General features: G+C 71.6%; 23 protein-coding genes. 17 read left to right on the top strand and 6 right to left on the bottom strand.

Annotated elements, in window-relative coordinates:
* Positions 1-37 precede the first annotated feature (37 nt).
* Genes hutU through NUT86_RS16695 form a run of 5 tightly spaced genes read left to right on the top strand, consistent with a single transcriptional unit; the run spans position 38 to position 6,856 of the window.
* Positions 38-1,708: a urocanate hydratase gene (hutU, locus tag NUT86_RS16715; protein ID WP_159488064.1), complete on the top strand. Its 1,671-nt coding sequence runs from the start codon at positions 38-40 to the stop codon at positions 1,706-1,708.
* Positions 1,709-1,725: 17 nt separating this feature from the next.
* Positions 1,726-2,943 carry an allantoate amidohydrolase gene (locus tag NUT86_RS16710; protein ID WP_202466690.1) on the top strand — a complete coding sequence of 406 codons (1,218 nt, stop codon included), beginning with the start codon at positions 1,726-1,728 and terminating at the stop codon, positions 2,941-2,943.
* Positions 2,934-4,289, top strand: a complete 1,356-nt coding sequence (locus tag NUT86_RS16705) for a formimidoylglutamate deiminase (RefSeq protein WP_274736068.1) — start codon at positions 2,934-2,936, stop codon at positions 4,287-4,289. Before NUT86_RS16710 ends, NUT86_RS16705 begins: the two co-directional genes overlap by 10 nt.
* A gap of 17 nt (positions 4,290-4,306) precedes the next feature.
* On the top strand, positions 4,307-5,488 hold the full coding sequence (gene hutI, locus NUT86_RS16700; protein ID WP_018093149.1) for an imidazolonepropionase: 1,182 nt from the start codon (positions 4,307-4,309) through the stop codon (positions 5,486-5,488).
* A gap of 60 nt (positions 5,489-5,548) precedes the next feature.
* Positions 5,549-6,856 (top strand): SUKH-4 family immunity protein, encoded by a 1,308-nt coding sequence (locus NUT86_RS16695; protein WP_274736066.1) that lies wholly within the window; start codon positions 5,549-5,551, stop codon positions 6,854-6,856.
* A gap of 137 nt (positions 6,857-6,993) precedes the next feature.
* Here NUT86_RS16695 and NUT86_RS16690 read toward each other — a convergent pair whose 3' ends face one another.
* A complete protein-coding gene (locus NUT86_RS16690) occupies positions 6,994-7,932 on the bottom strand; it encodes an RNA polymerase sigma factor SigF (protein ID WP_093643785.1) in 939 nt (312 codons plus the stop codon).
* A gap of 259 nt (positions 7,933-8,191) precedes the next feature.
* Between NUT86_RS16690 and NUT86_RS16685 the strand changes: the two genes are divergently transcribed.
* The 6 genes from NUT86_RS16685 (at position 8,192) to NUT86_RS16660 (ending at position 13,947) form a co-directional block, all read left to right on the top strand.
* The gene (locus NUT86_RS16685) at positions 8,192-8,560 is read left to right on the top strand and encodes an STAS domain-containing protein (protein WP_018093152.1); all 369 of its coding nucleotides are present in this window, start codon (positions 8,192-8,194) and stop codon (positions 8,558-8,560) included.
* A gap of 171 nt (positions 8,561-8,731) precedes the next feature.
* Positions 8,732-9,235, top strand: coding sequence for an ATP-binding protein (locus tag NUT86_RS16680; RefSeq protein ID WP_018093153.1), 504 nt, complete (start codon positions 8,732-8,734; stop codon positions 9,233-9,235).
* Between the two features lie 247 nt (positions 9,236-9,482).
* Entirely contained in the window at positions 9,483-10,196 is a 714-nt protein-coding gene (locus NUT86_RS16675) for an LPXTG cell wall anchor domain-containing protein (protein ID WP_148589389.1), read from the top strand.
* Between the two features lie 105 nt (positions 10,197-10,301).
* Complete coding sequence (locus tag NUT86_RS16670; RefSeq protein ID WP_274736061.1) at positions 10,302-11,294, top strand: COG1470 family protein; 993 nt, start codon at positions 10,302-10,304, stop codon at positions 11,292-11,294.
* On the top strand, positions 11,291-12,517 hold the full coding sequence (locus NUT86_RS16665; RefSeq protein WP_446750767.1) for a hypothetical protein: 1,227 nt from the start codon (positions 11,291-11,293) through the stop codon (positions 12,515-12,517). Before NUT86_RS16670 ends, NUT86_RS16665 begins: the two co-directional genes overlap by 4 nt.
* Positions 12,518-12,549: 32 nt before the next feature.
* Positions 12,550-13,947: a hypothetical protein gene (locus tag NUT86_RS16660; protein WP_229838361.1), complete on the top strand. Its 1,398-nt coding sequence runs from the start codon at positions 12,550-12,552 to the stop codon at positions 13,945-13,947.
* Positions 13,948-14,029: 82 nt separating this feature from the next.
* On the opposite strand, the gene NUT86_RS16655 is transcribed toward NUT86_RS16660, so the two are convergent.
* Positions 14,030-15,535 carry a peptide MFS transporter gene (locus tag NUT86_RS16655; RefSeq protein WP_159488070.1) on the bottom strand — a complete coding sequence of 502 codons (1,506 nt, stop codon included), beginning with the start codon at positions 15,533-15,535 and terminating at the stop codon, positions 14,030-14,032.
* Positions 15,536-16,043: 508 nt separating this feature from the next.
* On the opposite strand from NUT86_RS16655, the gene NUT86_RS16650 reads away from it, so the two are divergent.
* Both NUT86_RS16650 and NUT86_RS16645 read left to right on the top strand, forming a co-directional pair.
* Positions 16,044-16,724 carry a response regulator transcription factor gene (locus NUT86_RS16650; RefSeq protein WP_018093159.1) on the top strand — a complete coding sequence of 227 codons (681 nt, stop codon included), beginning with the start codon at positions 16,044-16,046 and terminating at the stop codon, positions 16,722-16,724.
* 15 nt (positions 16,725-16,739) lie between these two features.
* Positions 16,740-17,987 carry an ATP-binding protein gene (locus NUT86_RS16645; RefSeq protein ID WP_018093160.1) on the top strand — a complete coding sequence of 416 codons (1,248 nt, stop codon included), beginning with the start codon at positions 16,740-16,742 and terminating at the stop codon, positions 17,985-17,987.
* Positions 17,988-18,000: 13 nt separating this feature from the next.
* On the opposite strand, the gene NUT86_RS16640 is transcribed toward NUT86_RS16645, so the two are convergent.
* A complete protein-coding gene (locus NUT86_RS16640) occupies positions 18,001-18,510 on the bottom strand; it encodes a GtrA family protein (RefSeq protein WP_159488071.1) in 510 nt (169 codons plus the stop codon).
* Positions 18,511-18,646: 136 nt separating this feature from the next.
* On the bottom strand, positions 18,647-19,069 hold the full coding sequence (locus tag NUT86_RS16635) for a protease inhibitor I42 family protein (protein ID WP_274736058.1): 423 nt from the start codon (positions 19,067-19,069) through the stop codon (positions 18,647-18,649).
* A gap of 165 nt (positions 19,070-19,234) precedes the next feature.
* On the opposite strand from NUT86_RS16635, the gene NUT86_RS16630 reads away from it, so the two are divergent.
* From NUT86_RS16630 to NUT86_RS16620, 3 genes are read left to right on the top strand one after another with little or no spacing between them, the layout of a single operon-like run.
* Positions 19,235-20,374 carry a 5-(carboxyamino)imidazole ribonucleotide synthase gene (locus NUT86_RS16630; RefSeq protein ID WP_159488072.1) on the top strand — a complete coding sequence of 380 codons (1,140 nt, stop codon included), beginning with the start codon at positions 19,235-19,237 and terminating at the stop codon, positions 20,372-20,374.
* Positions 20,371-20,937 carry a 5-(carboxyamino)imidazole ribonucleotide mutase gene (gene purE, locus NUT86_RS16625; protein WP_018093164.1) on the top strand — a complete coding sequence of 189 codons (567 nt, stop codon included), beginning with the start codon at positions 20,371-20,373 and terminating at the stop codon, positions 20,935-20,937. Before NUT86_RS16630 ends, purE begins: the two co-directional genes overlap by 4 nt.
* Complete coding sequence (locus tag NUT86_RS16620; protein WP_093643765.1) at positions 20,934-22,109, top strand: dipeptidase; 1,176 nt, start codon at positions 20,934-20,936, stop codon at positions 22,107-22,109. Before purE ends, NUT86_RS16620 begins: the two co-directional genes overlap by 4 nt.
* 465 nt (positions 22,110-22,574) lie before the next feature.
* Here NUT86_RS16620 and NUT86_RS16615 read toward each other — a convergent pair whose 3' ends face one another.
* A complete protein-coding gene (locus NUT86_RS16615) occupies positions 22,575-22,943 on the bottom strand; it encodes a VOC family protein (protein ID WP_018087092.1) in 369 nt (122 codons plus the stop codon).
* 73 nt (positions 22,944-23,016) lie between these two features.
* On the opposite strand from NUT86_RS16615, the gene NUT86_RS16610 reads away from it, so the two are divergent.
* Positions 23,017-23,592 (top strand): CGNR zinc finger domain-containing protein, encoded by a 576-nt coding sequence (locus NUT86_RS16610; RefSeq protein WP_274736053.1) that lies wholly within the window; start codon positions 23,017-23,019, stop codon positions 23,590-23,592.
* Between the two features lie 11 nt (positions 23,593-23,603).
* Here NUT86_RS16610 and NUT86_RS16605 read toward each other — a convergent pair whose 3' ends face one another.
* Positions 23,604-24,944, bottom strand: coding sequence for a UDP-glucose dehydrogenase family protein (locus tag NUT86_RS16605; RefSeq protein ID WP_159488075.1), 1,341 nt, complete (start codon positions 24,942-24,944; stop codon positions 23,604-23,606).
* Positions 24,945-24,978 lie beyond the last annotated feature (34 nt).

Here is a 24,978-nt window from a genome sequence, read left to right as displayed (position 1 = left end):
ATAGCTCAATCCATTCGACGTCAGGGAGGCACGGCCCATGTCGGGACCGCGACCCGTGCGGGCACCGCGCGGAACGGAGCTGAGTGCTCGGGGATGGCAGCAGGAAGCCGCGCTGCGCATGCTGCAGAACAACCTCGATCCGGAGGTGGCCGAACATCCGGACCAGCTCGTCGTCTACGGCGGTACGGGCAAGGCCGCACGTGACTGGCGCTCCTTCGACGCGATGGTGCGCACGCTCACCACGCTCAAGCAGGACGAGACGATGCTCGTCCAGTCCGGCCGGCCGGTCGGCGTGATGCAGACGCACGAATGGGCACCGCGGGTGCTCATCGCCAACTCCAACCTCGTCGGCGACTGGGCCAACTGGGAGGAGTTCCGCCGTCTGGAGGCCCTCGGCCTGACCATGTACGGGCAGATGACCGCCGGTTCGTGGATCTACATCGGCACCCAGGGCATCCTCCAGGGCACCTACGAGACCTTCGCGGCCGTCGCGGCGAAGAAGTTCCACGGCACGCTCGCCGGGACCATCACGCTCACCGCCGGCCTCGGCGGCATGGGCGGCGCCCAGCCGCTCGCCGTCACCATGAACGACGGCGTCGCCATCTGCATCGACGTCGACCCTCGGGCCATCGAGCGCCGGATCGAGCACCGCTACCTCGATGTGAAGGCCGACAGCCTCCAGCACGCGCTCCAGCTCGCCGTCGAGGCCCGTGACCAGCGCAAGCCGCTCTCCATCGGTCTGCTCGGCAACGCCGCCGAGCTGCTGCCCCAGATGCTCGCCGAGGGCGCGCCGATCGACATCGTCACCGACCAGACCAGCGCCCACGACCCGCTGGCCTACCTGCCCGTCGGTATCGACTTCGACGACATGGCCGCCTACGCCGCCGAGAAGCCCGCCGACTTCACCCAGCGGGCCCGTGAGTCGATGGCCCGGCACGTCGAGGCCATGGTCGGCTTCATGGACGCCGGCGCCGAGGTCTTCGACTACGGCAACTCGATCCGCGGCGAGGCCCAACTCGCCGGATACGAGCGGGCCTTCGCCTTCCCCGGCTTCGTCCCCGCCTATATCCGGCCACTGTTCGCCGAGGGCAAGGGCCCGTTCCGCTGGGCCGCGCTGTCCGGCGACGCCCGGGACATCGCCGCGACCGACAAGGCGATCCTGGACCTCTTCCCCGAGAACGAGTCGCTGGCCCGCTGGATCAAGCTGGCCGGTGAGCGGGTCCACTTCCAGGGCCTGCCCGCCCGCATCTGCTGGCTCGGCTACGGCGAGCGCGACAAGGCCGGTGAGCGCTTCAACGAGATGGTCGCCGACGGCACCCTGCGCGCCCCGCTGGCCATCGGCCGGGACCACCTCGACTGCGGCTCTGTCGCCTCGCCCTACCGCGAGACCGAGGCCATGAAGGACGGCTCGGACGCGATCGCCGACTGGCCGCTGCTCAACGCCATGGTCAATGTCGCCTCCGGCGCCTCCTGGGTCTCGCTGCACCACGGCGGCGGCGTCGGCATGGGCCGCTCGATTCACGCCGGACAGGTCACCGTCGCCGACGGCACCCCGCTGGCCGGCGAGAAGATCCGCCGGGTGCTCACCAACGACCCCGGCATGGGCGTCATCCGGCATGTCGACGCGGGCTACGAGCGCGCCGACGAGGTGGCCGCCGAGCGCGGTGTCCGCATCCCGATGCGCGAGGGCGAAGGCGGGGACGCGTGACCGCCTCGTTCCACGAGATGTGGGAGGAGTTGCGGCCGCTCGGCCGCGACTCCTCCTCCGGGGGCTACCGCCGCTACGCCTGGACCGGCGCCGACACCGACTGCCGTGCGTGGTTCCGGGCCCAGGCCGAGGCCCGTGGACTCACCTACGAACTGGACCGCAACGGCAACCAGTGGGCCTGGCTCGGCGCCACCGGCTACCAGGATGTGGCCCCCGGCGACGCCGTCGTCACCGGCTCCCACCTGGACTCCGTACCGGACGGCGGCGCCTTCGACGGCCCGCTGGGTGTGGTCTCCTCCTTCGCCGCGCTGGACGAACTCCGCCGGAGGGGAGCGGAGTTCGACAAGCCGCTGGCGATCGTCAACTTCGGCGACGAGGAAGGCGCCCGCTTCGGCCTGGCCTGCGTCGGCTCCCGGCTCGCCGCCGGGGCGCTGACCACCGAGGCCGCGCACCGGCTGCGCGACGGCGACGGCATCACCCTCCCGCAGGCCATGGAACGCGCCGGATACGACCCCGAGGCCATCGGCCCGGACCCCGAACGGCTCGCCCGGATCGGCGCGTTCGTCGAACTCCACGTCGAGCAGGGCCGCGCCCTGGACCTGTCCGGCGACCCGGTCGGCATCGCCTCCGCCATCTGGCCGCACGGCCGCTGGCGGTTCGACTTCCACGGCGAGGCCAACCACGCCGGCACCACCCGGCTCGACGACCGCCGGGACCCGATGCTCAGCTACGCGGCGACCGTGCTCGCCGCCCGCGAGCAGGCCCGGCTGGCCGGGGCCCTGGCCACCTTCGGGAAGATCAGCGTGGAGCCGAACGGCGTCAACGCCATTCCCTCGCTGGTCCGCGGCTGGCTGGACTCCCGCGCCGCCGACCAGGACACCCTCGACACCGTGATCACCGGGATCGAGCGGGCCGCCGCCGAGCGCGCCGCCCGCGACGGGGTGGACCTGACCGTCGTCCGCGAATCCTTCACCCCCGTCGTGGAGTTCCAGCACGCCCTGCGGGACGAGCTGAGCGCGATCCTCGGCAAGACAGGGGAGCGGGCCGTGCCCGTCCTGGGCACCGGAGCCGGGCACGACGCCGGTATTTTGTCCGGAACCGTCCCCACCGCGATGCTGTTCGTCCGCAACCCCACCGGCGTCTCGCACTCACCCGCCGAAGCGGCGGACGAGGACGACTGCGTCGCCGGGGTCACCGCACTCGCCGACGTACTGGAGGGGCTGGCGTGCCGCTGACGCCGCAGGCAACACCGACGACGTACTGGCTCGAACACGCCTGGCTCGGCACCCATGTCGAGCCGGGCGTGGCCGTGGACACCGCGGACGGGCGGATCACCGCCGTCCGTACCGGGGCGGACACCCCGCCGCCCGGCGCCACCGCGCTGCGCGGCCTGACCCTCCCCGGCCTCGCCAACGCCCACTCGCACGCCTTCCACCGCGCCCTGCGCGCCACCGTCCAGGTCGGCACCGGCACCTTCTGGACCTGGCGCGAGATCATGTACAGCGTCGCCGGCCGGCTGACCCCCGACACCTATTACGCCCTCGCCCGCGCCGCCTACGCCGAGATGGCGCTGGCCGGCATCACCTGTGTCGGCGAATTCCACTACCTGCACCACGCGCCCGGCGGCACCCGCTACAGCGACCCCAACGCCATGGGCGAGGCGCTGCTCTCCGCCGCCGCCGAGGCCGGTATCCGCATCACCCTCCTCGACACGGCCTATCTCTCGGCCGGCTTCGGCGCCCCGCCCAACCACCACCAGCTGCGCTTCTCCGACGGCACCGCCGACCGCTGGGCCGAGCGCGCCGACGCCCTCAAGGAGCGCGCGCACGCCCGCATCGGCGCCGCCATCCACTCCGTACGCGCCGTCCCCGCCGACCAGCTCGGCGCCGTCGCGGACTGGGCCCGCGCACGGCAGGCCCCCCTGCACGTCCACCTCTCGGAGCAGACCGCCGAGAACGACGCCTGCCGGGACGCCCACGGCGTCACCCCCACGCGACTGTTGGCCGACCGCGGAGTGCTGGGCCCGCGCACCACCGCCGTGCACGCCACCCACCTCACCGATGAGGACATCACGCTCCTCGGCGACTCCCACACGGGCGTGTGCATGTGCCCCACCACCGAACGCGACCTCGCCGACGGCATCGGCCCGGCCGCTCAGCTCCAGGGCCGCGGCAGCCCGCTCTCCCTCGGCAGCGACAGCCACGCCGTCATCGACCTGCTCGAAGAGGCCCGCGCCATGGAGCTCGACGAACGGCTGCGCACCCGCACCCGCGGGCACTGGACGGCCGCCGCCCTGCTGCGCGCCGCGTCCGCCGACGGACACGCCGCCCTGGGCTGGGACGACGCCGGAACCCTCGAAGCCGGGGCGCTCGCCGACCTCACCACGATCGCACTGGACTCCGTACGCACCGCCGGACCACTGCCCCGGCTGGCCGCCGAAACGGCCGTATTCGCCGCCTCCGCGGCGGACGTACGACACACCATCGTCGGCGGCCGGCAGATCGTCCGGGACGGTGTGCACACTCTTGTCCCCGACGTACCCACCGCCCTCGCCGCATCCATCGCCGCGGTACGCGGCTGAAGGAGAACACCCCCGCGATGACGACGACCTCAGCGCCGACCACCGCCATCACCCACATCGCCCAGCTCGTCACCAACGACCCCTCCCTCGGCGAAGGCCCCCTCGGCCTGATCCAGGACGCGGCGGTCGTCATCGACGGCGACCGCATCGCCTGGGTCGGTCCCTCCAGCAAAGCACCCGCCACCGACAACGCCGTCGACGCCGGCGGCCGCGCCGCCATCCCCGGCTTCGTCGACTCCCACTCCCACCTGGTCTTCGCCGGTGACCGTACCGCGGAGTTCAACGCCCGGATGTCCGGCCGCCCTTACTCCGCCGGCGGCATCCGCACCACCGTCGCCGCCACCCGCGCCGCCACCGACGAGGCCCTGCACGCCAACATCGCCCGCTACCTCGCCGAGGCGCTCCGCCAGGGCACCACCACCCAGGAGACCAAGTCCGGCTACGGGCTGACCGTCGAGGACGAGGCCCGCGCGCTGCGCATCGCCGCCGAGCACACCGACGAGGTCACCTTCCTCGGCGCGCACATCGTCTCGCCCGACTACGCCGACGACCCGGCCGGCTACGTCGACCTCGTCACCGGCCCGATGCTGGACGCCTGCGCCCCGCACGCCCGTTGGGTCGACGTCTTCTGCGAGAAGGGCGCCTTCGACGGCGACCAGGCCCGCGCCGTCCTCACCGCGGGCAAGGCCAAGGGCCTGGTGCCCCGGGTGCACGCCAACCAGCTCGGCCACGGCCCCGGCGTCCAGCTCGCCGTCGAACTCGGCGCCGCCTCCGCCGACCACTGCACCCACCTCAGCCCGGCCGACATCGACGCCCTCGCACAGTCCGACACCGTCGCCACCCTGCTCCCGGGCGCCGAGTTCTCCACCCGCGCCCGGTGGCCCGACGCCCGTCCGCTGCTCGACGCCGGCGCCACCGTCGCCCTGTCCACGGACTGCAACCCCGGCTCGTCCTTCACGAGTTCGATGCCGTTCTGCATCGCGCTGGCCGTCCGCGACATGGGAATGACGCCCGACGAGGCCGTGTGGGCAGCCACCGCGGGCGGCGCCCGCGCACTGCGCCGCACGGACGTCGGCCGGATCACCCCCGGCGCCCGCGCCGACCTCGCCCTCCTGGACGCGCCCTCGCACGTCCACCTCGCCTACCGGCCGGGCGTCCCGCTCGTCTCCGCGGTGTGGCACAAGGGCGTTCTCGTCTGACGACGGTCACCGGGCGGTCCGCGCGCCCCGGTTGCCGGACCCTGCTGCGAGCATGGGGTCATGAGCAACGGGGTGAGGGGGCCGTCCGACGCCGTGACGGACGATCCTGCGCGGTGGGCGGCCGTCGACCGGCCGGCGGTGCGCGCGCACTTCGATGCCACGGCCGGGGCGCACAGCGTCTGGCGTGAGGTGTTCGAGCAGGCCGAGGCGATCTTCGGGGGCGCGGAGGTGCCGCCTGCCGAGTTCGCGTCCTGGCTGCATTTCGCGGCGACGGTGCTGGGACACGACGCGTACGCCGCGCGGATCGCGGCCGCCGAGCCGGGCATGCCGTGGCGGACGGTGTGGGCATGGTGGCGGCCGGCGGGACGGTGCGTGGCGCAGCCCGAGCGGCTGACCGAGTACGAGGCGGCGTTCTACGAGTGCGGCGGCCGGACGCTGCTGCACGTCGAGACCGCGGACGACTCCGGGCTCCTGCTGGATCTGGAGACCGGCATACGGGTCCCGGCGCCGTCCGCCGCAGACGTCAGTCCTTCGGCGCCGCCCCGCCGTTGTGGGGGCGACGGCGAGGCTCTCGGCGACTTCCGGCTGTCCGCACCCGAGGCCTGGGCCTACGCCGACCCGCTCCCCGCCCCGGACGGCAGGACATGGCATCTGGTCCAGCACGATGCCCATGGGCTCGCGCTCCTGGAAACGGACCCGGTGGTGCTGCGTGACTGGCCGCGCGGCGGGATCGACCACACCTCGGCCGAGGAGGGCATGCCGGGGCGGGTGCCGTTTCTCCCGCCGTCCGCGGAGCCGCTGACCGCCTCGCGGGTCGACGCGGCCTTCGCGCCGGCCCCGGTGGTCCGGTTCCCCGAGGAGGCGCTGCCCGCCGGTCTCCGCGATTCCGCCGCCCGCGCCTTTCTGCGCGAGGTCGGTCTGCCGAGGCAATGGCGCTCCTACAAGGCCGACTTCGTGCTGCGCCCGGACGACGAGCCGGCCGAGGTGGACGAGAGCGCGGTGGCCGGGGTGCGGCTGCCGGACGGGACGGTGGCGGCGGATCTGTTGGCCTCGGCCGCTCCGTCCACGGTGCGCTGTATCTGCACCGCCATGACGGGACGGTGCACATCGCCGCGTCGTCGGCGGAGCTCGGCGAACCGGGCCCGGTCTTGGTGGAGTTGGCGCCCGGCCTGGAGGTCTTCACCGTTGTCTGGAGGCCGTGCGCCGGTATCTGAGCGCCGTGTCGGCCCCCTATCCGGGGGAGCCGGACATGACCGAGGTGTTCGCCGCGGAGATGGACGCGCTCGCGCCGGGACTGCTCGACCCGGAGACTCCCCGGGGGGTGCTGTGGAGCCACTTCACCTGGGCCCTCACCGAGTGGGACGGTGACCTCTTCTGGCTGCCGTAGCGGGGCCCGGCAAAACGGCCCGGCCACAGCGGAGGAGGGCCCGTCCCGAGCGATCCCGGGGCAGGCCCTCCTCCGCGCGGGCGGCTGCCGGCCGTGGCCGGCAGGGACCGCGGGGTCCTCACTCCTCGATCATGAGCCCCTTGCGGAGCCGCACGAGGGTGCGGGAGAGCAGACGGGAGACATGCATCTGGGAGATGCCCAGCTCCTCGCCGATCTCGGACTGCGTCATATTGGCGACGAAGCGCAGCGAGAGGATCTTGCGGTCACGCGGCGGGAGTTCGGCGATCAGCGGCTTGAGGGACTCCACGTACTCGATGCCTTCGAGACCGTGGTCCTCGTAGCCGATGCGGTCCGCCAGCGCGCCTTCGCTGTCGTCCTCCTCGGGCTGGGCGTCCAGCGAGCTCGCGGTGTACGCGTTGCTCGCGGCCATCCCCTCGACGACCTCGTCACGGCTGATGTCGAGCCGCGCGGCGAGTTCGTGCACCGTGGGGGCGCGGTCCAGCTTCTGCGCGAGTTCGTCGCCCGCCTTGGCGAGGTCCAGACGCAGTTCCTGCAGACGCCTCGGGACCCGCACCGACCAGCTGGTGTCACGGAAGAAGCGCTTGATCTCGCCGACGATGGTCGGCATGGCGAACGTCGGGAACTCCACGCCACGGCTGAGTTCGAAGCGGTCGATCGCCTTGATCAGGCCGATCGTGCCGACCTGGACGATGTCCTCCATGGGCTCACTGCGCGAGCGGAACCGGGAGGCCGCGAACTTCACCAGAGCGAGATTGAGCTCGACCAGGGTGTTGCGGACGTACGCGAATTCGTGCGTGCCTTCCTCGAGCGTTTCGAGCCGCTCGAAGAGGGTCTTGGACAGAGCCCTCGCGTCCACCGGGCCCACCTCGTCGAACGGCGGGATCTCGGGCAGATCGTCGACCTCAGTCATCTCTGCCAGATCTGATTCGACAGGCAGTGACTGGGCAGGGATCTGTCCGGTCGGGTCGGACGGGGGTGTCGACGATGCGGACTGCCGGGTGTCGTCGGTGCGCAGTTCGTCGAGCCGGGGTGACATGGTCTCCTCCATCGTTCTCGGCATATGGCTGCCGATGCCTCTACGTGAAGCTGCGGTGTGCGGCGCCTCCAAAGCCGGCCGTTTCGGATGTGTGCTTCTACGCCTACCTGGCTTTGCCTGAAGATGGCAAGTGCGTGTTGTCCATATATTGGGCAATATGCGGATTGTTCAGCTACCGACAGACGACAGGAAGGCGTAGGGTTCGACCAGCGCAGTCGTAAGCAAACAGTCGTCTAGACAGCAAGAGGGGTGCGCGCGCATGGACCGCGGGACGGTCGGCAGTGCAAGCCGGGGCCGGCTTCACGTCGAGATCCGCCATCACGGCGCCAGCGCGGTGGTGACGGTCTCCGGTGAGCTGGATCACCACACGGCGGATCTGTTGCGTGAGTCACTGGAAGGCTGTGTGGACGACGGCTATGCACGCCTGGTGGTGGACTGCTCACCCCTTGAGTTCATGGACTCCACCGGTCTCAATGTTCTGCTCGGCGCGCGCCTGAAGGCGGAGGCCGAGGGGGGCGGGGTGCACTTGGCGGGGATGCAGCCGGTGGTTGCCCGGGTCTTCGAGATCACGGGCGCCGAGGCGGTCTTCACCGTGCATGACTCTCTCGACGCGGCCCTGGCCGACTGACGTGACAGCGGTGTCCGGAACGTTGCATTCCGGGCACGTAGTACGTGTCACAACTTCCGTACCCAAGAAGTGGGTGTTCTCACGGTCCGGTCGGGCAGGAGACATCTGAATCCGTTGAATCAGTCAGTATCTGTTTTCCGTGAACAGGCGAATCGGTGAGGTGAAGCGCTGATGAGCACCACCCGGCCGTACCCGCCGGGCGATCTCGGCCCGGAGTCGGGCGGCGCCGGTGCTTCCGCCGCCGCCCCGGCTGCCGCCATCCCGGCCGGCCAGATCCGCCGGCTGCGCCTGGCGGGCACCCGAGGGGCCGTGGCCCGTGGCCGTGACTTCGCCCGGCAGGCCCTGCACGACTGGGGCTGGCTGCCGGCGGCCGGCGCGGACCAGCGGGCCGCGGCGGAGGATGTGCTGCTCGTCGTCTCGGAGCTGGTCACCAACGCCTGTCTGCACGCCGAGGGGCCGGAGGAGCTGCGACTGCGCTGTACCGGCAAAGTGCTGCGCCTGGAGGTCAGCGACCTCGGTACGGGCTCACCGGCGCCGCGCAGCCCGCACCGTCCGGGGCGCCCCGGCGGTCACGGCATGTTCATCGTGCAGCGGCTGTGCCTGGACTGGGGCGTGGTGCGCAACGCCGACGGCACGGGCAAGACCGTATGGGCGGAGCTCGCCGCTCCGTCCTGAGAAGGCGGCTTCGTCGGAGAAGAGTTGAGCGCGGGCCGGTGGGCCCGCGCTTCGTCGTTTCCGGAATCTGCCCTTCGGCGCATCCGGAACCCCGTGCTCCCGGCCGGAATTCCGCGCCGCCCCGGGCCCGGAGCGATCGGGGCTGTGCTGTGCCTTCCCTCGGCAAGGTCCCCGGCGTACCTTGACGGCCAATCTGATGTGCCGTCAGAACATCCGGCGGTGCGCTCCCGGGAGAAGGGGAACCGAGGTGGCCCGCTTCTACGAACAGCACGGCAGGCGCCCGAGCCGGGCGGCCGGCCTCGCCGTGGCCGTGGCGATGGCGGCGGGGTCCGCGGTGATGCTCACCGCGCCGGCCGCCCATGCCGAGGTCATCGACGTCAACTACCAGTGCAAAACGCCGATCGGCAACAAGGGCGCGGTCTCGCCCATCGACATCAAGAGCACCCCCAGCGGCGGCGCGTACAAGCTCGTCATGTCCTTCCAGAAGGGGGTCTCCTCCAGCCCCGTCGAGCTGGGCAAGGGCGCCATGAAGCCGAGCGCGCTGATCCAGCTGGGCGGCGCGGAGAGCGGTACGGTGCCGGTCGCCGGGCCGCCCAACGACCAGGCGATTCCGGCCAACACCCCCATCAAGATCAGTGACTTGAGCGGCACCTACACGCCCAAGGGCAGCGGCAAGGTCACCTTCACGGCCTCCACCCTCACGATCAAGGCGCTGGGCACCACCACCACCTGCACACCCAGCAACCATCCGAAGCCCTCGCTGTCCCTGGACGTGAAGGGTTCCGGCGGCGCCTCGGGAAGCACCGGAGGTTCCGCCACGGGTGGCGCCTCCGCCGGCGGGCAGCTGCCGCAGACCGGGCCCGCGGACTCCGTCGTCGCGCTGGGCACCCTCGGCGGCACGGTGCTGCTGGCCGGTGCGGCCGGTGCACTCTGGCTGACCCGCCGTCACCAGCGGGTGTGACCCGCCGCGCGGGAGGCCAGGACCCGCGCGGTGCCCCGCCGTTCCCCGTACGTCCCGCTTCCCCGGCCGGCACGGGGAGGCGCCCCCTCGCACCAGGAGCCGCCGATGCCGTTCCGTCCCCGCACAGCGGTCAGCGGTGCGATCCTCGCGACCGCCGCCGTGCTGCTGTGCCCCGCCGCGGCCGCGGCCCGGCCGGCCGCCGCACCGGCGCCGCCGGGCTGGTCCGCCGCGCCCGCGCCCGGTGACGGCGCCACACCGAGCGCCCAGGACCGCCCCTACTTCTACCTGGAGGGCGCGCCGGGCACCGTCATGAACGACCGGCTGTCCCTGCGCAACCCCACCGGCCGGGCCGTCACGGTCCGGCTGCGCGGCTCCGGCGCATGGATCGCGTTCGCCGCCAAGGCGGTCACGGTCCCGCCGCGTACCCGGGCGGCCGTCCCGTTCACGGTGACCGTGCCGCGCGACGCTGCCCCCGGCGACCACCCCGCCACGCTCGTCGCGACCACGGCGGGCTCGGGGCGCGGCGCGGGCGGGCGGGACACCGTACCGGTGCATCTGCGGGTGTCCGGGCCGGTGTTGGCCGCGCTGACCGTAGAGAACGTGTCGGTGCGCGGCCGGGGCGAGGCGGCGGTCATCCGGTACACGCTGGTCAACCGCGGCAACACGGTGCTGACCCCGCGGCTCGCGGTGCGCGCCGACGGGCTCTTCGGCCCGGTGCTGCGGCGGGGCGTCCGCACCCTGCCGGGCCGGCTGTCCCCCGGTCAGAGCGCCGAGCTGACGGAGCCCTGGGCCGATCCGCCCGGCCTGGACGCGGTGGAGGTGCGGCTCACGGTGACCGCGGACGGCGGTGCGCACGGGTCCGCCACCGCCTCGTACACCGCGCTGCCCTGGGGCGTCGTCGCCGGGCCGGCGTTCCTCCTGGCGGCCGGCGCGGGCGGCCTGGTGATCGTCCGTCGGCGACGCCGTGCCCAGGGGCCGGGCGGCCTACGGGGCGGCGGGCCCGTGGGGAGCGCGGACGGCGGCAAGCGGCCGTCCGGGAGACAAGCGGCGGACCCGGCAGTGGAATTGGCGAGTACCGGATCAGGAGCGCGATCGTGAACGGCGAGACGGGTACGGGCAGGTCGACGGCCGGCGGCACGGCCCGTGCGCTCCGGGCGGCGCGCACCGGGGAGCATGCCGTAGCACGGAGGCGACGGCGGGCCGCGGCCGTGCTCGTGCTGTGCCTGGCCCTGGCGCCCGCCCTGCTGCCGTCCGCGGCCGCGCAGGCCGCCCCGGATATCACCGCCGCCTCCGCCCCGTACGCCACCGCCGCCGACGCCACCCCCACCGTCCGGCTCTCCGCCAAGGAAGCGGGCAAGGGCGGCACCGTGACCGTGACCGGCCGCGGCTGGCGGCCCAAGGCGCTGCTCACGCTGCTGATCTGCGGACAGAACATGATCGGCGGCACCAACTCCTGCGCCAACGGGGACGGGCGGGCCGTCACCACCGATACGCACGGCACGTTCCGCCGGAAGCTCCCGGTCGCCGAGCCGCCCAAGCCCTGCCCCTGTGTGGTGCATGTGGCGACCGTGACCGGTGCGGCGGCCGACGCGGAGGCGGCGTTCAAGGTGGCGGGCCACCCGGTGGCGCCGCTGCCCAAGGAGCGCCCCGGCGGCCGGCTGGCGGTCCTCGCCCAGCCGCGGCTGACGGGCAGCAGCGGCCTGCTGACCTGGTTCGGCGCCCCGGCACAGCGCGAGTTGCGGGTCACGGTCGGCAATCTCGGCTCGGCGCCGGCCAAGGACCCGGTCTTCCAGGTCGGCACCTCCCACGGGGTCTTCGCGCCCGAGTGGGCGGAGCAGCAGTGGCGGGGGACCGTCCCCGCCGGGAAGAAGGCCGAGGTCAGACTGCCGGTCGAGCTGCCGGCCGGCGCGCACGGGGACTATCTGGTCTCCCTCAAATACGGCGGCAAGGTCCTGGTCGAGCAGCCCTGGGGGGTCGGCAGGCCATGGGGCGTGACGCTCTTCTGGGTGCTGCTCTGCATCGTGGTCCCGACGGCGGTCTTCCGTATCGGGATGGCCCTCGTGGACCGGGTCCGCCCGCATGGGCCGGGCCGGGGGCGCTCCGAGGGACGGACGCACCCGCCCGCACGTGGCCACGCCGCCGGCCGGCGGCGTGGCGCGGCCGGCACCGGACAACGCATCAGGAACCGAACCCCGCGTGCGCGCGACACGGCCGGCCCCGGTACGCCGGGCGACGGTGCCGCGCTGCCGTGGTTCACCCCGGACACCGCACCGTCCACCACCACATCAACCGAACGACCGACGTCGAAAGGTTCTGCGTGATGAGGCAACGGAGGAGAGCCGCGGTGGCCTCGATGGCCGCGCTGATGCTCGCGGGCGCGGGCATCATGACCGCGGCCGGGACCGCCCAGGCAGCTGAGGTGTCGTACAAGACGGAGTGTCTGCCGCCGCCGATATCCGGGCTGCCGCCGATCCAGGGCACCACCAAGGTGGCGGTCAGCGCGCCGGGGACGGCGAAGGTCGGCGAGGAGATCGAGGTGGTCTGGAAGACCATCGAGGGCGCCTCCAAGAACCCCGACATCCTCGACCTGGGGGAGAACACCGTCCAGCCGACCGGCACGATCAAGGTCGCCGGGGCACAGACCGGCGATCTCGCGATGCAGGGGCCGCGGGAGAATCCGCCGATCCCCAAGGGCGGCGCGATGAAGCTGTCCGACATGAAGGGCAAGCTCAAGCTGACGAAGCCGGGGGAGGTCACCCTGACGCCCGGCTTCTACAACATCAACGTCAACCGGCCGATCTCGACGGACACCAAGTGTTCGCCCAAGGAGACGGTGCAGCCCGGGGTCACCATCAAGGTGACCGACGGCGGAGGCGGTTCCGGCGGCACGACGGGCGGGTCCACGACGGGCACTACGGGCGGGACCACGACGGGCGGCACCACGACCGGGACGACCGGTGGCACCACCGGCGGCTCCGCCGGTACGGCCTCCGGTGGCGGCACCGACGGCGGTACGACCTCCGGCTCCTCGGGCGGTACGGCCTCCGGCGGAACCGGCGGCTCCGGCGGTGACCCCGACGGCACCGCGTACAAGGGCAAGGAGGTCAACGTCCCCTACGCCTGCAAGACGCCGATCGGGGACAAGAAGGCGACCTCGCCGGTCCAGATCAACGCCGTGAAGAAGGGCGGCAGTTACGACCTGACGGTGAAGTTCCGCAAGTCCGTCATGGACAGCCCGGCGGACATCCCCAAGGACTCGGTCAAGCCGTCGATGGACGTCAAGGTCGGCGGTGCGGACAAGGGGTCGGTGAAGGTCGAGGGGCCGACCAACGCCGGGCCCATCAAGTCGGGCCAGCCGATCGAGATCCCCGACCTGAAGGGCACCTACAAGCCGGGTGCCACCGGCAAGGCCACGCTGACCCCGGGCGTGCTCACCGTCAACGCCCTCGGGACGACCACCACCTGCACCCCGGAGAAGGACCCCGGGGTCTCGCTCGCCCTGGACACCTCGGCGCAGCAGGGCGGTACGTCCGGTGGTGCGACGGGCGGTGACTCCGGCGGCGCTGCGGCCTCCGGCGGCAGCGCGGCGGGACCGGCCAGTGTCTCGGGCGGCAGCAGCGGCGGCCTCGCCGAGACCGGGGCGGGCGACCACGGCGCGCTGACCGCGCTCGGCCTCGTCGCCGGCACCGTCATCCTGCTGGGCGGCGCGGTGTTCACGTTCCTGCCGCGGCGCCGGGCGCGGGTCCGCTGACGCGGCAGGCCCGCGGGACGCACGAAGGGGGCGTCGCACCGGCGGTGCGACGCCCCCTTCCGTGATCCGGGGCCGGCAGGCGTCAGTTGACGCCGCCCATCAGCTCCTTGATCCGCTTGCGGGACATCCAGATGCCGAGGCCGGCGACGACCGCGAAGGCGGCCTCGACGGCGACCGCGCTCCCGGTGTTCAGGTCGACGTTCAGCTGCGGCGACGTCAGCAGGCCTGACACGGAGTCACCCGCGGTGACCGCGAGGAACCAGACACCCATCATCTGGGAGTTGTACTTGGCGGGCGCCATCTTCGTGGTGACCGACAGGCCGACCGGGGAGAGGCACAGCTCACTGACCGTCTGGATGAAGTAGATCGCCACCAGCCACATCGGGCTGACCTTGCCGCCGTTGGCGGCGGTGTCGATCAGCGGGATGAGGAAGACCGCGAACGAGATGCCGATCAGCGCGAGGCTGGACGCGAACTTGACGGCGGTGCTGGGCTCCTTGTCCCGCTTGTTCAGCCACAGCCAGGCCGAGGCGACCACCGGGGCGAGCGCCATGACGAAGATCGGGTTCAGCGACTGGTACCAGGACGTCGGGAAGTCGAAGCCCAGCAGGTTGTTCGTCGTGGAGTGCTCGCCGAAGATCGACAGGGTCGAGCCGTTCTGGTCGTAGATCATCCAGAAGACGGCGGCGACCACGAAGAACCAGATGTAGCCCGAGAGCTTGGACTGCTCCAGCTCCGTGAGCTCCTTGTCGCGCTTCATGCGGACCAGGACCGCGATCGGGATGACCAGACCGGCGATGGTGATCGGCATCAGCGCCCAGTCGGCGAAGTTACCCGTCACACCGAGCAGGGTGTAGAACACGGCCGCGACGATCAGCCAGATCAGGCCCTTGCGCAGCGCGGACGACTTCTCCTGCGGCGTCGCCGGCTGGGCGACGACGCTGCTCTCCGGGCTCAGATGGCGGGTGCCGAGCATGAACTGGGCGAGGCCGAGCGCCATGCCGACGGCGGCGAGCGTGAAGCCGAGGTGCCAGTTGACGCTCTCGCCGACGGTGCCGATGCTCAGCGGGGCCAGGAAGGCACCGATGTTGATGCCGATGTAGAAGAGCGTGAAGCCACCGTCACGGCGCGGGTCCTCCGGGCCGTTGTAGAGGTGGCCGACCATCGTGGAGATGTTCGCCTTCAGCAGGCCGGAGCCGAGCGCGACCAGTACGAGACCGGCGAAGAAGCTCGCCGCGGTGGGCAGGGCGAGCGTGATGTGGCCCGCGATGACGACGGAGGCGCCGATGGCGACCGTCTTGCGCGGTCCCCAGAAACGGTCCGCCACCCAGCCGCCCGGCATGGCGAGCAGATAGACCATCGCCATGTACACGGAGTAGATCGCCGTGGCCGTGGTGGCCTGCATGTGCATGCCGCCGGGCGCGATCAGGTACAGCGGGAGAAGTGCTTTCATGCCGTAGAAGCTGTAGCGCTCCCACATCTCGGTCATGAAGAGAGTGGCCAGGCCACGCGGGTGGCCGAAGAAGGTCTTGCCGCCGTCCGCAGGGTTCCCCTGCTGGGCCGCGTCCTTCGTCAGGCTGGACGCCATGGATGCTTCCTTGCTGCTACGGGACGCGTTCACAGGCCGATACGCGCCCGGGTGGGGGTGACCGGCTCCGGCGTATTCCCGCCCACCCCCACGTCCGGGAGGTCCGGTACCCACGAGGGGCCCGCAAGGACGGTCGTACCCCCGGATTCCGCGCCCCGTCGTGCAAGCGCGCCGGTCCCGGTCGGCAGGTCGATCACTGTGCATCCGGGCCGTTGGTACCGGCCCGGCACACAACGAGGGACCGATGACGTCAGTTGAGCGTCAAAGGCCCCGAAGGCTGTGCGATGTACGTCGAACCACCATACGGCTGGTTCCGCCGCCGATGAGCTGCGTGAGACAACGCTCACACCGTAACGGGGAACCATACGCGCCCCTTGGGGGATCGCGCGCCCTCGCGCGCGCCCGAGGCTTGTGCAGCTCAGGGCGGTGTCGGTGCAGGAACGGTCCGTCGTCGGCCATCCGCGCTGGTCCGCCCCTCGGCGCCGATACATCGGACTACCATCGGGCCATGACCCGTGTACTGCTCGCCGAGGATGACGCGTCCATCTCGGAGCCGCTCGCCCGCGCACTGCGCCGCGAGGGTTACGACGTCGAGGTGCGCGAGGACGGCCCGACCGCGCTCGACGCCGGTCTCCAGGGGAACATCGACCTCGTCGTCCTGGACCTGGGGCTGCCCGGGATGGACGGCCTGGAGGTCGCCCGCCGACTGCGCAACGAAGGCCACTCCTTCCCCATCCTGGTGCTGACCGCCCGCGCCGACGAGGTGGACACCGTGGTGGGCCTGGACGCCGGCGCCGACGACTATGTCACCAAGCCCTTCCGGCTCGCCGAACTCCTCGCCCGCGTACGGGCCCTGCTGCGCCGCGGCTCCACCGCCGAGCCCCAGCAGCCGCCGGCCACCCACGGCGTACGGATCGACGTCGAGTCGCACCGCGCCTGGATGGGGGAGGAGGAACTCCAGCTCACGGCGAAGGAGTTCGACCTGCTGCGGGTCCTGGTGCGCGACGCCGGCCGGGTCGTCACCCGCGACCAGCTGATGCGCGAGGTCTGGGACACCACCTGGTGGTCCTCCACCAAGACGCTCGACATGCACATCTCCTGGCTGCGCAAGAAGCTCGGCGACGACGCCGCCAACCCCCGCTACATCGCCACCGTCCGCGGTGTCGGCTTCCGATTCGAAAAAAGCTGAAAGAGCCAGGAGCCTGTGCGCCGCCGCCTGATCAACTCCACGCTCGCCGTGGTGCTCGTCGTGATCGCCGTCTTCGGCGTCTCGCTCGTCATCGTCGAGACCCGCACCATCCAGGCCGGTGCGCAGGAGAGCGTGGTGTCCGAGGCGGTCCGGCTCGTCGGGATAGTGGAGAGCCGGCTGGGCAGCGGCGAGAAGATCACCCCGGACATCCTCTCCGAGCAGATCACCGCCAAGAGGTACGCGCGGATCACGGTGCCCGGCAAGGAGCCGATCGAGATCGGGAAGCGGCCCTCGGGCGATGTCATCGAGTCCAAGGTGCGCGGTGACCGCGGCGAGTCCGTCACGGTCCAGGAATCCCGCTCCATGGTCAGTGCGGAGATCGGCCGGACGCTGCTGGTCATCCTGGCCGTGGCGCTGCTGGCGATCATCGCGGCCGTGATCCTGGCCGTCCGCCAGGGCCGTCGGCTGACCGCGCCGCTCACCGATCTCGCGGAGACCGCCGAGCGGCTGGGCTCCGGTGACCCCCGCCCGCGCCACCGCCGCTACGGCGTGCAGGAGCTGGACCGGGTCGCCGATGTGCTGGACGCCAGCGCGGAGCGGATCGCGCGGATGCTGACCGCCGAGCGGCGGCTCGCCGCGGACGCCTCCCACCAGCTGCGGACACCGCTGACCGCGCTGTCCATGCGGCTGGAGGAGATCACCGTCACCGACGATCCGGACACCGTGAAGGAAGAGGCCACCATCGCGCTGGCGCAGGTGGAGCGGCTGACGGATGTCGTCCAGCGGCTGCTGACCAACTCACGGGACCCGCGCAGCGGCTCCGCGGTCGCCTTCGACCTGGACGAGGTGGTCAAGCAGCAGATCGAGGAGTGGCGGCCGGCCTACCGCAGCGCGGGACGGGCGATCGTGCGCTCCGGCAAGAAGAAACTGCGGGCCGTCGGTACCCCCGGCGCCGTCGCCCAGGTGCTGGCCACCCTGATCGAGAACTCCCTGATGCACGGCGACGGGACGGTCGCGCTGCGCACCCGGGTCACCGGCAATCAGGTGGTCGTCGAGGTCACCGACGCCGGGCCCGGGGTGTCGGCGGACCTCGGCTCGCGGGTCTTCGAGCGGACCGTGTCCGGCCGTAATTCCACCGGCCTCGGGCTGGCCGTCGCCCGGGATCTGGCGGAGGCGGACGGCGGACGGCTGGAGCTGCTCCAGCAGCATCCACCGGTCTTCGCGCTGTTCCTGGCCCGGGAGGCGGAGCCCGCCGAGGAGTGAGCGGCGCCCCGGGCTACTTCCGGGAGGCGCTGCGCGGGCGGCGGGAGCCGTCCGCGAGGAAGGACTCGGCCGTCTCTATGGCCTCCCGCGCGGGCAGCGTGCGGAAGACCCAGGTGCGGTAGGACCAGAAGCGGAAGAGCGTGGCGACGCCGATGCCGAAGAACTTGAAGACGTTGCTCTGCAGCGGGCTGTCCCAGTGGAAGCCGTAGGTCGCGACGTAGAGCAGGCCGTTCTCGATCACCAGGCCGAGCGCGCTGAACAGCAGGAAGAGCGTCAGCTCCTTGGTGCGGCCCCGCTTGTCGCGGTCGCGGTAGGTGAAGTAGCGGTAGCCGAGGTAGTTGGTGCCGGTCGCCACGACCGTCGCGATGATGCTTGCCCGGACGACGGGCACCTCGGTCAGCTGCCGTACGAGGTTGAACACCGCGAAGTTGACCACGACGCCCGCGCCGCCGACCGCGCCGAACTTCACCACTTCACGAGTGAGCGCCTCCAGCCGGGACCGCAGTGCGCTCCGTTCACTCATGGTGGTCGTTCAGCTCCCCGTTGTGGGCGGTGTCCGCGGGCCGTCAACCCTGGTCCGCTCCCTCATGCTAACCACGCCCCGATGGGGGCGCTTGCCACGTGGCGAGGCCGCGCGCAAGCCCTGGCGGCCGTACGGGTCAGCGGACCGTGACGCGGAAGTTGAGGCTCCGGGAGCCCGCTTCGTCGGCCGCGCCGGGGCCGCAGCGCCGGCAGCGCAGCAGCCGTAAGTCCGTACGGCCCGGTCGGACGGCCTCGAAGGAGAGGTGGCGGGCGGACCCGGCCGGCGGGCCGCCGGTGGTCACGCGCCCGCCGGCCGCCTTGAGGACCGCCGGGTCGGGGCGGGGTTCGGCGATGATCCAGTGATAGCCGCCGGCGGGGCTGTCGGGGACCCGCACGCTGAAGCGGTCACCGGGGGAGACCGCGATCTCGGTGTCGTCCGCGTCATAGACCTCCGGCGCGGACAACTGGCTGAAAATCGAGTGCAGGGCGATCAGCAGCGTGGTGATCGCGACGACGATCACCAGCGTCCTGAGGCCCCTCGATATGCCGCTGTTCTCCATCCGGCCTCCCCTTTTGCCGGGCCCGCTCCGGGCACCGGTCCCGCACCCCGGCCCGTGCGCACGGGCCGGTGTCGATCTTCTGTCGATGATCTTCGAACGTGCGAACTCGGAGGATCATCCAAGCCGGTATCGGGGCAGCGAAGCCGTGCGGATACCCTGGGGGGCGTGACGTTCCCGGTAGTCGGCATGGTCGGCGGCGGTCAGCTCGCCCGTATGACCCACGAGGCGGGTATCCCCCTCGGCATCAAATTCAAGCTCCTCAGCGACACTCCGCAGGATTCCGCGGCTCAGGTGGTCGGTGATGTCGTCATCGGCGACTACCGCGACCTGGACACGCTGCGCGCCTTCGCCCGTGGCTGTGACGTGATCACCTTCGATCATGAGCACGTTCCCACCGAGCATTTGCGGGCACTGGAGGCCGACGGCATCCCCGTACGGCCCGGTCCCGACGCGCTGGTGCACGCCCAGGACAAGGGGGTGATGCGGGCGAAGCTGGACGCGATCGGCGTGCCCTGCCCACGGCACCGCATCGTCTCCGACCCCGAGGACGTGGAGCGCTTCGCGGCCGAGGGGGACGGCTTTCCCGTGATCCTTAAGACGGTCCGCGGCGGCTATGACGGCAAGGGGGTCTGGGTCGTGCGATCCTCCAAGGAGGCCGCCGAGCCGTTCCGTGCCGGGGTGCCCGTCCTTGCGGAGGAAAAGGTCGATTTCACCCGCGAGCTGGCGGCCAACATCGTCCGCTCCCCGCACGGCCAGGCCGTCGCCTACCCGGTCGTGGAGTCCATCCAGGTCGACGGCGTCTGCGACACCGTGATCGCTCCGGCGCCCGGCCTCGACTCCGAGCTGGCCGGCCAGGCCCAGGAGCTGGCGCTGCGCATCGCCCAGGAGCTGGGGGTCGTCGGTCATCTGGCCGTCGAGCTCTTCGAGACCTCTGACGGCCGGATCCTCGTCAACGAGCTCGCCATGCGCCCTCACAATTCCGGCCACTGGACCCAGGACGGCGCGATCACCTCGCAGTTCGCCAACCACGTCCGTGCCGTGCTCGACCTCCCGCTCGGCGACCCGCGCCCGCGCGCCCGCTGGACGGTGATGGCCAACGTCCTCGGCGGCGACTACCCCGACATGTATTACGCGTACCTCCATTGCATGGCGCGGGACCCGCAGTTGAAGATCCATATGTACGGCAAGGACGTGAAGCCCGGCCGTAAGGTCGGACACGTCAACACCTACGGCGACGACCTGGCCGACGTGCGCGAGCGCGCCGCTCATGCCGCCGGTTATCTGCGAGGAACGATCACCGAATGACGTCCAGCCTGTCGTCCGAACTCCGCCCCTCCGACGCGTCCCCCGTGGTCGGCATCGTCATGGGCTCCGACTCCGACTGGCCCGTCATGGAGGCCGCCGCCCAGGCCCTCGCCGAGTTCGAGATCCCCTACGAGGTCGATGTCGTCTCGGCGCACCGCATGCCGCGCGAGATGATCGCGTACGGCGAGGAGGCGGCGGAGCGCGGTCTGAAGGCGATCATCGCGGGCGCCGGGGGCGCGGCCCACCTCCCCGGGATGCTCGCCTCGGTCACCCCGCTGCCGGTCATCGGCGTCCCCGTCCCGCTGAAGTACCTGGACGGCATGGACTCCCTGCTGTCCATCGTGCAGATGCCGGCCGGTGTGCCGGTCGCCACCGTCTCCGTCGGCGGCGCCCGCAACGCCGGGCTGCTGGCCGCCCGCATCCTCGCCACCCAGGACCCTGAACTCCTCGCCCGGATGCGGGAGTTCCAGCAGGAGCTGAACGACCAGGCCACCGAGAAGGGCAAGCGACTGCGCAACAAGGTCGCCACCCCGAACGGCTTCGGCTTCGGCGGCGCCAAGTGAGCTCCTCCCAGGGGGCGGCGCAGGACCTGCTCGCCCGCTGGCCCGTCGTCGACGGTCACAACGACCTGCCCTGGGCGCTGCGTGAGCAGGTCCGCTACGACCTCGACCGGCGCGATATCGCCGCCGACCAGTCCGCGCACCTGCACACCGACCTGCCGCGGCTGCGGGCCGGTGGCGTCGGCGCCCAGTTCTGGTCGGTGTATGTGCGCGCCGACTACGCGGGCGACAAGGCCGTCAGCGCCACCCTCGAACAGATCGACGTGGTCCGGGAGCTGGTCGCCCGCTACCCCGGCGAGCTGCGTCTGGCACTCACCGCCGACGACATGGAGGCGGCTCGCGCGCAGGGCCGGATCGCGTCCCTGATGGGCGCCGAGGGCGGCCACTCCATCAACAACTCGCTGGCCACCCTGCGCGCGCTGCACCAGCTGGGCGTGCGCTACATGACGCTCACCCACAACGACACCATCGACTGGGCGGACTCCGCGACCGACGAGCCGCGCCACAACGGCCTGTCGGCCTTCGGCGAGGAGGTCGTCCGTGAGATGAACCGCTGCGGGATGCTGGTCGACCTCTCCCATGTCTCGGCCGACACCATGCGGGACGCGCTGCGTGTCAGCACCGCGCCGGTGATCTTCTCGCACTCCTCCGCCCGTGCCGTCTGCGACCATCCGCGCAACATCCCCGACGATGTGCTGGAGCGGCTGTCCGCCAACGGCGGGGTCGCGATGGCCACCTTCGTGCCGAAGTTCGTGCTGCCGGCCGCCGTCGCGTGGACACAGCGCGCCGACGAGAACATGCGCGCGCACGGGCTGCACCACCTCGACACGACCGAGGCGGGCATGACGGTCCAGCGGGCCTTCGAGGCGGCCAACCCGCGGCCGAAGGCCACCGCGGCCACGGTCGCCGACCACCTCGACCACATGCGCGAGGTCGCCGGCGTCGACCACATCGGTATCGGCGGTGACTTCGACGGCACCGCCTTCACGCCCGACGGCCTGGCCGATGTCGCGGGCTACCCGAATCTGATCGCCGAACTCCTGGACCGCAAGTGGTCCGAGGGCGACTTGGCGAAGCTGACGTGGCGCAATGCGGTGCGGGTTTTGCGGGCGGCGGAGGATGTGGCTCGCGCCGAGCGAGCGGTACGTGGGCCGTCCCACGTGACGCTTGGGTGACCTCTTCCCGCGTTTTCGGCTTTCCCGCCGTGGTTGTTGCTCGCCGTTGCGCCTGCGGCGGGCTGGGTGGGTGTCGGGTGCGGTGACGGGCCTCCGGGGCCTGGTGTGTGGACTGCTTCGCTTTACGTCCACACACCAGGCCCCTCCGGCCCGTCCCCTCCCGTTGGGGGAGTAGTGGCGGTGGGTGGGGGCGGGCGTCCGTAGGCGGTTCACTGCGCTCGACGAGCCGCACCGGACCACTGGCGTGACCCCCACCAGCGTTTTTCCCACCCCTCCACGGGAGGGGACGGGCCGGAGCGGGTGGGTGTCCGGACGTAAAGCGAAGCAGTCCGGACACCCACCCGCGGAGGTCCGTCACCGCACCCCGACAGCCCCGCGCAGCGGACCCGGCCCGCCGCCAGGCGCAACGGCGAGCAACAACCACGGCGGGACAGCCAAAAACGTGGGGCTACTTAAGGCAAGCGTTTACTTGAGGCACAGGCAAAACGGGTGCCCCGCCGGATCCAGGTACACCCGCCAGTCGCGAAGCTTCTCGTCGCTCTGGACGAGCTTCGCCCCGAGGGCGAGCACCTTGCGTTCCGCCTCGTCGATGTCCGCGCGCGCCACGTCGAAGTCGAGATGCATTTGCTGCGGTACGTCCTGGCCCGGCCACTGCGGCGGGCGGTAGTCCGCTACCTGCTGGAAGGCGAGGATGCGGCCGGTCGGGCCGGCGACCTCGATCCAGTCTTCGTCGCCTCCCGTCACCTGCCAGTCGAGCATCTCGGCGTAGAAGTTGGCGAGCGCCCGGTGGTCGGGACAGTCCAGTGCGATGACGCCGAACTTGATCGCGCTCATGGCGTTACCTCCTCATTGCTCCAACCGGTAACTTCGTTACTGCATGATGCCAGGTATCGGTAACATCGCAAGAGTGGCATCCCGAACGGCTCCGGATTCCCTGCGGCTGGTGCAGGACCTGGTGAACACCCTCGATATCGAGACCGGCGAGGACGCGCTGACCGACGACGGCGGCCTCGGCGCCTTTCTGCGTGACCACGAGGTGCCCGCCGGACGGGGCGGGGTGACGGCGCCCGGGGAGCAGCGGGAGGCGCTCGGGGAGCTGCGGGAGCTGCGTGAGGCGCTCCGGGAGGTGTGTCTGGCGCACACCGCCGGTGCCGCCGTGCCCGAGCCGGCCGCCCGGACGCTGGAGCGGCTGTTCGCCGCGGCCCCGCTCGTCCTGGACGTACGGCCCGACGGTGGCGCCGCACTGCGCCCGGCCGCCGGGCTCGGTGGTGTCGCGTACCTCACTGCCCTGGTCGCCGCGGGCATCGCGGCCGCGGTCGCCGACCGCACCTGGAGCCGGCTCAAGGCCTGTGAGGCCCATGACTGCCGCTGGGTCTTCTACGACAAGAGCCCGGCCGGCCGCAGCCGCTGGTGCACCATGGCGGTCTGCGGCAGCCGGGCGAAGATGCGGACCTACCGCGCCCGACGCGCGGAGTCCGAGTAGAGGGCAGGCAATTACGCCTGGGGGCGGCCCAGGGCGCGGTACGTCCAGCCGGCCTTGCGCCACAGCGCCGGGTCCAGGGCGTTGCGGCCGTCCAGGATGCGGCGCTCGGCGACGACCTCGCCCAGGGCCGCCGGGTCCAGCTCACGGAACTCGCGCCACTCCGTCAGATGCAGCACCACATCCGCGCCGCGCACCGCCTCCAGCGCGGTGTCCGCGTACGCCAGCGTCGGGAAGAGCCGCCGGGCGTTCTCCATGCCCTTCGGGTCGTACACCGTGACCTGGCCGCCCTGGAGGTGGATCTGGCCGGCGACATTGAGCGCGGGGGAGTCGCGGACATCGTCCGAGTCCGGCTTGAAGGTCGCGCCCAGGACGGCGACCCGCTTGCCGAGGAAGCCGCCGCCGACCGCGTCCCGGGTCAGCTCGACCATGTGGCCGCGGCGTCGCATGTTGATCGAGTCGATCTCGCGGAGGAAGGTCAGGGCCTGGTCGGCGCCCAGTTCACCGGCGCGTGCCATGAAGGCCCGCAGGTCCTTGGGGAGGCAGCCGCCGCCGAAGCCGATACCGGCCCGGAGGAACTTCTTGCCGATCCGGTCGTCGTGCCCGATGGCCTCGGCCAGCTTCACCACATCGCCGTCGGCCGCCTCGCAGACCTCCGCCATCGCGTTGATGAAGGAGATCTTGGTCGCCAGGAAGGAGTTGGCGGAGGTCTTCACCAGCTCGGACGTCGGGTAGTCCATGACGATGAACGGCGAGCCCTCGGCGATCGGGGTGGCATACACCTCACGCAGCAGCTCCTCGGCCCGCGCGCCGGCCACTCCGGCGACGATCCGGTCGGGGTGCAGGGTGTCCTTGACGGCGAAGCCCTCGCGCAGGAACTCCGGGTTCCAGGCCAGCTCGGCGGCCTCACCGGCGGGGGCGGCCGCGGCCAGCCGCCGGGCGAGCCGGGCCGCGCTGCCCACCGGCACCGTCGACTTGCCGACCACCAGCGTGGGCCGGGTCAGATGCGGCGCCAGCGCGTCGAAGGCGCTCTCCACGTAACTCATGTCGCACGCGTACTCACCGTGCTTCTGCGGGGTGTTCACGCAGACGAAGTGCACATCGCCGAAGGCGCCGGCCTCCTCGTAGGAGGTGGTGAAGCGCAGCCGGCCGGTCGCCCCCTCGATCCCGGCGACATGGCGGCGCAGCAGGTCCTCCAGACCGGGCTCGTACATCGGGACCTCGCCCCGCTGCAGCATCTCGATCTTCTCGGGGACCACGTCGAGCCCCAGCACCTCGAAGCCCAGCTCGGCCATGGCCGCGGCGTGGGTGGCGCCGAGGTAGCCGGTGCCGATCACGGTGATCTTGAGGGGCATGGACGCTCCAAACAGGCGGGTGCGGCGCGAAGCG

Source organism: Streptomyces sp. G7(2002) (genome assembly GCF_028870195.1).
Classification (GTDB): domain Bacteria; phylum Actinomycetota; class Actinomycetes; order Streptomycetales; family Streptomycetaceae; genus Streptomyces; species Streptomyces nigrescens.
The sequence above is the reverse complement of the archived record's forward strand: the minus strand, read 5'-3'. Positions and strand labels throughout refer to the sequence as shown.

Excerpts from the sequence above, each read along its gene's own strand:
- NUT86_RS16605 (WP_159488075.1), bottom strand. The coding sequence starts at position 24,944 with ATGCCCCTCAAGATCACCGTGATCGGCACCGGCTACCTCGGCGCCACC.
- NUT86_RS16710 (WP_202466690.1), top strand. The coding sequence starts at position 1,726 with ATGTGGGAGGAGTTGCGGCCGCTCGGCCGCGACTCCTCCTCCGGGGGC.
- hutU (WP_159488064.1), top strand. The coding sequence starts at position 38 with ATGTCGGGACCGCGACCCGTGCGGGCACCGCGCGGAACGGAGCTGAGT.
- NUT86_RS16640 (WP_159488071.1), bottom strand. The coding sequence starts at position 18,510 with ATGAGTGAACGGAGCGCACTGCGGTCCCGGCTGGAGGCGCTCACTCGT.
- NUT86_RS16650 (WP_018093159.1), top strand. The coding sequence starts at position 16,044 with ATGACCCGTGTACTGCTCGCCGAGGATGACGCGTCCATCTCGGAGCCG.
- NUT86_RS16695 (WP_274736066.1), top strand. The coding sequence starts at position 5,549 with ATGAGCAACGGGGTGAGGGGGCCGTCCGACGCCGTGACGGACGATCCT.
- hutI (WP_018093149.1), top strand. The coding sequence starts at position 4,307 with ATGACGACGACCTCAGCGCCGACCACCGCCATCACCCACATCGCCCAG.
- NUT86_RS16660 (WP_229838361.1), top strand. The coding sequence starts at position 12,550 with ATGGCCGCGCTGATGCTCGCGGGCGCGGGCATCATGACCGCGGCCGGG.
- NUT86_RS16680 (WP_018093153.1), top strand. The coding sequence starts at position 8,732 with ATGAGCACCACCCGGCCGTACCCGCCGGGCGATCTCGGCCCGGAGTCG.
- NUT86_RS16635 (WP_274736058.1), bottom strand. The coding sequence starts at position 19,069 with ATGGAGAACAGCGGCATATCGAGGGGCCTCAGGACGCTGGTGATCGTC.
- NUT86_RS16685 (WP_018093152.1), top strand. The coding sequence starts at position 8,192 with ATGGACCGCGGGACGGTCGGCAGTGCAAGCCGGGGCCGGCTTCACGTC.
- NUT86_RS16655 (WP_159488070.1), bottom strand. The coding sequence starts at position 15,535 with ATGGCGTCCAGCCTGACGAAGGACGCGGCCCAGCAGGGGAACCCTGCG.
- NUT86_RS16690 (WP_093643785.1), bottom strand. The coding sequence starts at position 7,932 with ATGTCACCCCGGCTCGACGAACTGCGCACCGACGACACCCGGCAGTCC.
- NUT86_RS16670 (WP_274736061.1), top strand. The coding sequence starts at position 10,302 with ATGCCGTTCCGTCCCCGCACAGCGGTCAGCGGTGCGATCCTCGCGACC.
- NUT86_RS16615 (WP_018087092.1), bottom strand. The coding sequence starts at position 22,943 with ATGAGCGCGATCAAGTTCGGCGTCATCGCACTGGACTGTCCCGACCAC.
- purE (WP_018093164.1), top strand. The coding sequence starts at position 20,371 with ATGACGTCCAGCCTGTCGTCCGAACTCCGCCCCTCCGACGCGTCCCCC.